The organism is Thalassobacterium maritimum, from assembly GCF_031127805.1.
GTDB classification, from domain to species: domain Bacteria; phylum Verrucomicrobiota; class Verrucomicrobiia; order Opitutales; family Coraliomargaritaceae; genus Thalassobacterium; species Thalassobacterium maritimum.
This window is the reverse complement of sequence record NZ_JARXHW010000273.1, coordinates 1-373: the sequence shown is the minus strand read 5'-3', so window position 1 is coordinate 373 and position 373 is coordinate 1. Positions and strand designations below refer to the sequence as shown.

The following is a 373-nucleotide window of genomic DNA, read 5'->3' as shown; positions in this document are numbered from 1 at the left end:
CTCAGTGTTTTCAATTTTTCAAAATCACCGCGAATAAGCGCGACCTTCTTTGCTCGCGACCACTTCTTAAGCTGTCGCTCTCGTTTGATGGTCGCAGTCGTCTCCATTGGACCTTCGGTGTATACCAAAGTGAAATCCTTCAGTTGTTTCGCTTGTCGAGAGCCACTTCCTTCAGCGTGTCGCCGCATGCGATTCGAGACATTTTTAGTTTGTCCAACGTATAGCATCCCATTGCGCATTAATAAGATATAAACCCAAGACAGCCCTTCGACAGGCTCAGGGCATTCGACGCGCTTTAAGTCTTTGGGAAATTCCATAGCTCGTCTTAATTTTCAACTCTTTTGGCCTGCCATGAGCAAGCGTAGCGCGTCGA

The 373-nt window shown here is 47.5% G+C and carries 1 protein-coding gene; it reads right to left on the bottom strand.

The window, feature by feature from the left end; genetic code table 11:
• Positions 1 to 317 (bottom strand): GIY-YIG nuclease family protein (locus tag QEH52_RS20315; RefSeq protein ID WP_308952786.1); only part of this gene is annotated, 317 nt, incomplete at its 3' end.
• Positions 318 to 373: the final 56 nt, after the last annotated feature.